The following is an 8,529-nucleotide window of genomic DNA, read 5'->3' as shown; positions in this document are numbered from 1 at the left end:
ACAGAAGCATAGGAGTACCCAGCCCCCTCGTAGGAGCTGTCGAGCGAAGCGAGGCTGCGATCCTGGCTGATGAACAGGCGCCGTGTTTATAGCGCGAACCAGGATCAAAAGATCGCAGCCACAGAAGCATAGGAATACCCAGCCCCCTCGTAGGAGCTGTCGAGCGAAGCGAGGCTGCGATCCTGGCTGATGAACAGGCGCCGTGTTTATAGCGCGAACCAGGATCAAAAGATCGCAGCCACAGAAGCATAGGAATACCCAGCCCCCCCCGTAGGAGCTGTCGAGCGAAGCGAGGCTGCGATCTTGGCTGACGGGTAGGCGCAGTATGTGTTGCGCGAACGAAGATCAAAAGATCGCAGCCTGCGGCAGCTCCTACAGGTTTTGCGTATGCCTGATAATTTAGAATTGCGATTTACTTGGTCTTCTTCGGTATCTGCACCAACTGGGTGTTTGAGTAGATGTCGTGCCAGCTGCGTTTCTGTTTGTCGAACAGCGACCAGATGAATCCCAGGCCTGCACACAGCAGCGAGGCGATGCCCACGACGAAGCGCAACAATGCCTGCCACAGGCTGATGGCCGTACCGTCGGGGTTCTGTACCCGGATGCACCAGACTTGCATGCCAAGGGTCTGGCCCGACCAGGTCCAGAATTTGGCGAAGAAACCGAACAGGACGAACAGCAGGATCGTGGAAAGCAGCGGATCGCCGTCCAGTGCGCCGGCGTCGGTCAGGGCGCGCATTTTTTCTTCGCCGATGATCGCCATCTGCACCATCTTGTAGATGCCACCGGTGACGATCAGCAGGGCAGTGCACAGCAGGAAGTCATAGAACATCGCTGCCAGGCGACGGCCCAGGCCGGCGGCGGGGAAGTCGCCCTGGGGGCTTAGCAGGTGTTTCGACATGACAGGACTCTCGGCAGAAAAGAATCCATTTTACGTAATTGCGCGCACAAAAAAGCCCCTGATGTCAGCATCAGGGGCTTTTTGTTGCCGTGGGGATCAGGCTTCTGCTTGTACTTCGTCAGCCTGCATGCCTTTTTGGCCTTGCACCGCAACGAAAGTCACCTTTTGGCCTTCTTTCAGGCTCTTGAAGCCGTTGCCCTGAATGGCGCGGAAATGGACGAACAGATCCGGACCGCTTTCTGGAGTGATAAAACCAAAACCTTTTTCGTCGTTAAACCACTTGACGGTACCGCTCTGACGTTGGGACATTTCTTATTTCCTTTGACGCAAAAAATTAATGACAGCCTCTTTCTAATGAAAGAGTACTGGGGCTGGTTGCAGGTAAGTAAGAGACGTAGAACGGGTTGTAGCAAACTTATGGCTACTGCCCAGGTCACGGTTCCAAGCGACCCATGCAAACACAGTGAAGAAACTCTACGCCAACTAAGGGAGAAAAAACAAGCCCTTCGAGGCCCCGGTTTTGCTCAGCGTGGCGCTGTTTGCAAGACGGGCCTGTCGGCTTATTCGATAGAGCTGTTCAATTGTTTTCGATCGTTATAAGCCAAGTTCATTATCGAAGCTTATAGTCAAAGCTGCACTGTTTCATCGCGGTTGCGTTACAGAGTAGTGCACTGTGACGCAACCGCGTTACTTATAGAAACAGTCAATCAACCGCGATAGTAGCGCTGCGGAACAAATGGCATTTTGCTTACACTCATAGGCACCTTTTTCCCACGAACAATCGCCCAGACGGGTGTATCAATTGCCATGTATTGGCTATCGAGGTAACCCATGGCCAATGGGCTGCCCAATGTTGGGCCGAACCCACCACTGCAGACGGTGCCTATCACCGTGCCGTCTTCATTGACGATTTCCGCGCCTTCACGCACCGGCGTGCGTTCCTGAGGCAGCAGGCCGACCCGTTTGCGGCTCACTCCGGCTTGTTGCTGGGCGAACACGGTTTCTGCGCCCGGGAAACCGCCGGCACGTGGGCCATCGGCGCGCCGAGGCTTGGAGATGGCCCAGAGCAGGCTTGCCTCGATAGGCGTGGTCTCGGTGTTCATGTCGTGGCCGTAGAGGCACAGACCGGCTTCCAGGCGCAGGGAATCCCGTGCCCCCAGACCGATCGCTGCCACTTCCGGTTCGGCCAGCAAGGCACGGGCCAGGGCTTCGGCATTGGCGGCCGGCACGGAGATTTCGAAGCCGTCTTCACCGGTGTAGCCGGAACGGCTGACGTAGCACTCCACGCCGAGCAGTTTCACGCTGGCGAACTGCATGAAGGTCATCTTCGCCACTTCTGGAGCCAGGCGCGCCAGTACTGTTACCGCGACCGGGCCTTGCAGGGCGAGCAGGGCGCGTTCTTCGAACAGTGGCTGAATCTCGCACTGATCGCCGATGTGCTTGCGCAGGTGCGCCAGGTCCTGGTCCTTGCAGGCGGCGTTGACCACCAGGAACAGTTCATCGTTGCCCAGGTTGGCGACCATCAGGTCATCAAGAATGCCGCCGTTTTCATTGGTGAACATCGCATAACGCTGCATGCCCACTGGCAAGTCGATGATGTCCACCGGCACCAGGGTCTCCAGGGCCTTGGCGGCATTGGCGCCGGTCAGGCGGATCTGGCCCATGTGCGAGACATCGAACAGCCCGGCCTGATCGCGGGTGTGCTGGTGTTCCTTCATCACGCCCAGCGGGTATTGCACCGGCATGTCGTAGCCGGCGAACGGCACCATGCGGGCGCCGAGTTCGATGTGCAGTGCGTGCAACGGGGTTTTCAACAGTTGTTCGGTAGACATGTTCAGCTCCTGAAAAAAATGCACTGATGCAGCCAGGCTCGCATCAGCACTCAATAATGTTGACCGCCAAACCGCCACGGGCGGTTTCCTTGTATTTGCTTTTCATATCGGCACCGGTCTGGCGCATGGTGCGGATGACCTTGTCGAGGGAAACGTAATGTTGACCGTCGCCACGCAGGGCCATGCGCACCGCATTGATGGCCTTCACCGAGCCCATGGCGTTGCGTTCGATGCACGGTACCTGGACCAGGCCGCCAATCGGATCGCAGGTCAGCCCGAGGTTGTGTTCCATGCCGATCTCGGCGGCGTTCTCGACCTGTTGCACGCTGCCGCCAAGCACTTCGCAGAGCGCCCCCGCGGCCATCGAGCAGGCGACGCCGACCTCGCCCTGACAGCCGACTTCAGCGCCGGAGATCGAGGCGTTTTCCTTGTACAGAATGCCGATCGCCGCCGCGGTGAGCAGAAAGCGCACCACCCCGTCTTCATTGGCTCCGGGGATGAAGCGCATGTAGTAATGCAGCACCGCCGGGACGATCCCGGCGGCACCGTTAGTGGGCGCAGTCACCACGCGCCCGCCGTTGGCGTTTTCTTCGTTGACTGCCAGGGCGTACAGATTGACCCAGTCCAGTACCGAGAGCGGATCGCGCAGCGCCGATTCCGGGTTGTTGCACAGTTGCCGATGCAGCGCTGCGGCCCGACGTTTGACCTTCAAACCACCGGGCAAGATGCCTTCGTTGCGGCAGCCGGCCGCGACGCAGTCCTGCATCACCTGCCAGATTTTCAGCAAACCGGCGCGGGTTTCCGCTTCCGGGCGCCAGGCACTTTCGTTGGTCAGCATCACCTGGCTGATCGACAAGCCGTAAGTGCTGCACTGACCAAGCAGGTCCTTGGCGCTTTTGAATGGAAAGGTCAGAGGCGTGGCGTCCTCGACGATGCGGTCGGCGCCGGCGGCGTCTTCATCGACCACGAAACCACCGCCGACCGAGTAGTACTCGCGACTGCGAATCTGCAAACCGGCGGCATCGAAGGCTCGAAAGATCATGCCGTTGGGGTGATAGGCCAGCGGCTTGCGGATCATTGCCAGATGGAGTTTTTCATTGAATTCGATGGAGTGTTCACCGAGCAGGTTCAGTCGACCGCTGCCGCGAATATCCTGCAGGCGGGCGGCGACGGTTTCGGTGTTCACGGTGTCCGGATGTTCACCTTCCAGCCCGAGTAACACGGCCTTGTCGCTGCCGTGGCCCTTGCCGGTGGCGCCGAGCGAGCCGTAGAGCTCGACTTTGACGCAGGTGGTTGCAGTCAGTAGCCCTTCACGGCGCAAGCCTTCGGCAAAGCGCGCGGCGGCACGCATCGGGCCGACGGTGTGGGAGCTGGAGGGGCCGATGCCAATCTTGAACAGGTCGAACACGCTCAGGGACATGTTGGGTTCTCCGGTTTCTTGTTATTGGCACAAATATCACGGGAGATGCACCCTGTAGGAGCTGCCGCAGGCTGCGATCTTTTGATCTTGCTTTTGATACCCGAGTGAACTCGAGAAAAAGATCAAAAGATCGCAGCCTGCGGCAGCTCCTACGGGGGATGCGGTGTTCTTGAGGGGAGCGGAGAAACCCGCTCCCAACAGGTTTAAGCGTAGCTTTCGATCGACGGGCAGGCGCAGATCAGGTTGCGATCGCCGAATACGTTGTCGACCCGACCGACCGGTGGCCAGTACTTGCCTTCGATCAAGGAGGCTACTGGATACACGGCTTGCTCGCGGCTGTACGGATGAGTCCACTCGCCAACGATTTCCGCAGCGGTATGCGGAGCGTTTTTCAGTGGGTTGTCTTCCTTGTCCAGGGCACCGCTTTCCACTGCGCGGATTTCTTCGCGGATGCGGATCATCGCGTCACAGAAGCGGTCCAGTTCTTCCCTGGATTCACTTTCGGTCGGTTCGATCATCAGCGTGCCGGCCACCGGGAAGGACATGGTCGGTGCGTGGAAGCCGAAGTCGATCAGACGCTTGGCCACGTCATCGACGCTGATGCCGCTGCTGTCCTTGAGCGGGCGCAGGTCGAGGATGCATTCGTGGGCCACCAGACCGTTACTGCCGGTGTACAGCACGGGATAGTGCTCTTCGAGCCGACGGGAAATGTAGTTGGCATTGAGGATCGCCAGCTGCGATGCACGCTTGAGACCTGCGCCACCCATCATCCGAATGTACATCCAGGTGATCGGCAGAATGCTCGCGCTGCCGAACGGCGCCGCGCAGACCGCGCCTTCCTTGCGTTCCATGCTGCCGTGACCCGGCAGGAACGGGGTCAGGTGGGATTTCACGCCAATCGGGCCGACGCCCGGGCCGCCACCGCCGTGCGGGATGCAGAAGGTTTTGTGCAGGTTCAGGTGGGACACGTCGCCGCCGAACTTGCCGGGAGCGCAGAGGCCGACCATGGCATTCATGTTGGCGCCGTCGATGTACACCTGGCCGCCGTTGTCATGAATGATCCCGCAGATTTCGCGGATGCCTTCTTCGAACACGCCGTGGGTCGACGGGTAGGTGATCATCAGCGCGGCGAGGTGTTCGCGGTGCTCGATGGCTTTGGCGCGCAGGTCTTCGATGTCGACGTTGCCGCGAGCATCGCAAGCGGTGACCACCACGCGCATACCGGCCATGTTGGCAGTCGCCGGGTTGGTGCCGTGGGCCGACGACGGGATCAGGCAGATATCGCGACGGTCATCGCCACGGCTCTGGTGGTAAGCGCGGATCGCCAGCAGGCCGGCGTACTCGCCCTGGGAACCGGCGTTCGGCTGCAGGGAAATCGCGTCGTAACCGGTCGCGGCGCAGAGCATCGCTTCCAGTTCGTCAGTCAGTTGCTGGTAGCCGGCGCTCTGCTCGGCCGGAGCAAACGGATGCAAGGCGCCGAACTCCGGCCAGGTGATCGGGATCATCTCGCTGGCGGCGTTGAGTTTCATGGTGCAGGAACCCAGCGGGATCATGGTGCGATCCAGTGCCAGGTCCTTGTCGGCGAGCTTGCGCAGGTAGCGCATCAGCTCGGTTTCCGAGTGATAACGGTTGAACACCGGGTGGCTGAGGATCGGCGATTGGCGTACCAGAGCCGCCGGAATGCGGCTCTCGACAGCGGCGGCCAGTGTCGCGAAGTCCGGCAGCGCTTTGCCGTCGGCCAGCACGCTCCACAGGGTTTCGATGTCGGCCTGGCTGGTGGTTTCGTCGAGGGACAGACCCAAACGCTCGTCATCGATCACGCGCAGGTTGATGCGCTGGGCGCGGGCCTTGTCGTGCAGGACGGTGGTCTGGCTGCCGGTGTTCAGGGCCAGGGTGTCGAAGAAGTGTTCTTGCTCAACCTTCAGACCCAGCGAGCTCAAGCCTTTGGCGAGGATCGCGGTCAGGTGATGGATGCGCTTGGCGATCTGCTTCAGGCCTTTAGGGCCGTGGTATACGGCGTACATGCTGGCGATGTTGGCCAGCAGTACCTGGGCGGTGCAGATGTTGCTGGTGGCTTTCTCGCGGCGGATATGTTGCTCGCGGGTCTGCATGGCCAGGCGCAGGGCCGGCTGGCCATGACGGTCCACCGAGACGCCGACCAGACGGCCGGGCATGTCGCGCTTGAACGCATCCTTGGTGGAGAAGTAGGCCGCGTGCGGGCCACCGAATCCAAGCGGTACGCCGAAGCGTTGGGCGCTGCCGATGGCCACATCGGCGCCGAACTCGCCGGGCGGGGTCAGCACGGTCAGGGCCAGCAGGTCAGCGGCAACCGCGACCAGCGCATTGGCGGCATGGAAGCGTTCGGTCAGTTCGCGATAGTCGAACAGGTCGCCGTTGCTCGCCGGATATTGCAACAGGGCGCCGAAGTAGGCGCTGACATCGGTCAGTTCGCGCTCGTCACCGACCACTACGTGGATGCCCAACGGCTCGGCACGGGTGCGCAGCACGTCGAGGGTCTGTGGGTGGCAGTGAACTGACGCGAAGAACGCGTGGCTGCCTTTGTTCTTGCTCAGGCGTTTGCAGAAGGTCATGGCTTCGGCAGCGGCGGTGGCTTCGTCGAGCAGCGAGGCGTTGGCGATCGGCAGGCCGCTGAGGTCGCTGATCAGCGTCTGGAAGTTCAGCAGCGCTTCCAGGCGACCCTGGGAAATCTCTGGTTGATACGGGGTATAGGCGGTGTACCAGGCCGGGTTTTCCAGCAGGTTGCGCAGGATCGGCGATGGCGTATGGGTGCCATAGTAGCCCTGGCCGATGTAGGTCTTGAACAGCTGGTTTTTGGCAGCGATGGCTTTGATCGAAGCCAGGGCGTCGGCTTCGCTCAGACCGTCGTCCATGCCGAGCACGCTGGTGCCCTTGATGCTGTCCGGAATGACGCTGGCGCTCAGGGCTTCCAGGGAGTCGAAACCGAGGCTGACGAGCATGGCTTGCTCATCACCCTGACGCGGGCCGATGTGGCGCGCGATGAATTCGTTGGCGGTGCTCAGATTGATAGTGCTGGACATGACAGGTTCCTCAGGCTTCGGCGTTGGCTTTGATCAGACGGTCGTAGGCGTCTTGATCGAGCAGTTGGCCGACAGCGCTGGCGTCTGCGGGGATGAAGCGGAAGAACCAGCCTTCGCCCAGAGGGTCTTCGTTGACCAGTTCAGGGCTGCTGTCGAGCGCTGGGTTGGTCTCTACTACTTCACCGTCCAAAGGCATATACACGCCGCTGGCAGCTTTTACTGATTCAACGGTCGCAGCTTCTGCACCTTTGTCGTAGGTCTGCAGTTCCGGCAGTTGCACGAAAACTACGTCACCCAACGCATTCTGGGCGAACGCCGTGATGCCTACGGTGACGCTGCCATCGGCTTCGGTGCGCAGCCATTCGTGATCTTCAGTAAAACGCAATTCGCTCATGGAAATTCCTCAGGGGCCAGACTGGGCTGGTGGACGCGATTGAATGCTCGGGCAAAAGCCCTGCTTTATGGGCGGTTACTAAGCAATTTTGCGGCCAATGTCATTTATTTGTTATTAATCAATAGCTTATGAGTTTAATCCGGCTGAGCAAGTCCGATGGCTGTAGCGAAATCGCTACAGCTTGAGGCAAAGAGAAAAGCCTAAGAGGATCAAAGCCTTGCATAGCGGGGGTTAGCGAGGTGTGTAGCGATATCATTCCACTGTAGCGCTTTCAGTACAGATGGAAGTCGTTTTTAGGCTCGGCGTTCTTGAATTGAAAACCCGACCCGTAGGAGCTGCCGATAGGCTGCGATCTTGTCGCAGGCACTACAAATGCAAAGTCAAAAGATCGCAGCCTGCGGCGGCTCCTACGGGGGTGAGCGTACGACGGGGGATTGCGATCTTGTCGCAGGCACTACAAATGCAAAGTCAAAAGATCGCAGCCTGCGGCAGCTCCTACGGGGGGGAGCGTACGGTGGGGGATTGCGATCTTGTCGCAGGCACTACACATGCAAAGTCAAAAGATCGCAGCTTGCGGCAGCTCCTACGGGGGTGAGCGTACGGTGGGGGATTGCGATCTTGTCGCAGGCACTGCACATGCAAAGTCAAAAGATCCCAGCCTTCGGCAGCTCCTACAGGGGGGAGCGTACGGTGGGGGATTGCGATCTTGTCGCAGGCACTGCACATGCAAAGTCAAAAGATCGCAGCCTGCGGCAGCTCCTACGGGGGTGAGCGTACGGTGGGGGATTGCGATCTTGTCGCAGGCACTACAAATGCAAAGTCAAAAGATCGCAGCCTGCGGCAGCTCCTACGGGGGGGAGCGTACGGTGGGGGATTGCGATCTTGTCGCAGGCACTACAAATGCAAAGTCAAAAGATCGCAGC

6 protein-coding genes are annotated in these 8,529 nt (G+C 59.7%); all 6 read right to left on the bottom strand.

Going from position 1 to position 8,529, the window contains the following annotated elements:
- Window positions 1-412: 412 nt before the first annotated feature.
- The 6 genes from F8N21_RS29110 to gcvH all read right to left on the bottom strand — a co-directional run bounded on the left by F8N21_RS29110 (window position 413) and on the right by gcvH (window position 7,606).
- Complete coding sequence (locus tag F8N21_RS29110; RefSeq protein ID WP_150645420.1) at window positions 413-901, bottom strand: RDD family protein; 489 nt, start codon at window positions 899-901, stop codon at window positions 413-415.
- Between the two features lie 96 nt (window positions 902-997).
- On the bottom strand, window positions 998-1,210 hold the full coding sequence (locus tag F8N21_RS29105; protein ID WP_003175786.1) for a cold-shock protein: 213 nt from the start codon (window positions 1,208-1,210) through the stop codon (window positions 998-1,000).
- 398 nt (window positions 1,211-1,608) lie between these two features.
- Window positions 1,609-2,733 carry a glycine cleavage system aminomethyltransferase GcvT gene (gene gcvT / locus F8N21_RS29100; RefSeq protein WP_150645419.1) on the bottom strand — a complete coding sequence of 375 codons (1,125 nt, stop codon included), beginning with the start codon at window positions 2,731-2,733 and terminating at the stop codon, window positions 1,609-1,611.
- Window positions 2,734-2,776: 43 nt separating this feature from the next.
- The gene (locus F8N21_RS29095) at window positions 2,777-4,153 is read right to left on the bottom strand and encodes an L-serine ammonia-lyase (protein WP_150645418.1); all 1,377 of its coding nucleotides are present in this window, start codon (window positions 4,151-4,153) and stop codon (window positions 2,777-2,779) included.
- A 203-nt stretch (window positions 4,154-4,356) separates the two neighbouring features.
- On the bottom strand, window positions 4,357-7,212 hold the full coding sequence (gcvP, locus tag F8N21_RS29090; RefSeq protein WP_150645417.1) for an aminomethyl-transferring glycine dehydrogenase: 2,856 nt from the start codon (window positions 7,210-7,212) through the stop codon (window positions 4,357-4,359).
- A 10-nt stretch (window positions 7,213-7,222) separates the two neighbouring features.
- Complete coding sequence (gene gcvH / locus F8N21_RS29085) at window positions 7,223-7,606, bottom strand: glycine cleavage system protein GcvH (protein WP_150645416.1); 384 nt, start codon at window positions 7,604-7,606, stop codon at window positions 7,223-7,225.
- Between the last annotated feature and the right edge of the window lie 923 nt (window positions 7,607-8,529).

Origin of the sequence: Pseudomonas fluorescens, from assembly GCF_902497895.1 — a bacterium.
Lineage (GTDB): Bacteria > Pseudomonadota > Gammaproteobacteria > Pseudomonadales > Pseudomonadaceae > Aquipseudomonas > Aquipseudomonas fluorescens_BP.
This window is presented reverse-complemented; position numbering and strand designations above follow the sequence as displayed.

Coding starts and splice junctions, on each gene's coding strand:
- F8N21_RS29110 (WP_150645420.1), bottom strand. CDS start 901: ATGTCGAAACACCTGCTAAGCCCCCAGGGCGACTTCCCCGCCGCCGGC.
- F8N21_RS29105 (WP_003175786.1), bottom strand. CDS start 1,210: ATGTCCCAACGTCAGAGCGGTACCGTCAAGTGGTTTAACGACGAAAAA.
- gcvT (WP_150645419.1), bottom strand. CDS start 2,733: ATGTCTACCGAACAACTGTTGAAAACCCCGTTGCACGCACTGCACATC.
- F8N21_RS29095 (WP_150645418.1), bottom strand. CDS start 4,153: ATGTCCCTGAGCGTGTTCGACCTGTTCAAGATTGGCATCGGCCCCTCC.
- gcvP (WP_150645417.1), bottom strand. CDS start 7,212: ATGTCCAGCACTATCAATCTGAGCACCGCCAACGAATTCATCGCGCGC.
- gcvH (WP_150645416.1), bottom strand. CDS start 7,606: ATGAGCGAATTGCGTTTTACTGAAGATCACGAATGGCTGCGCACCGAA.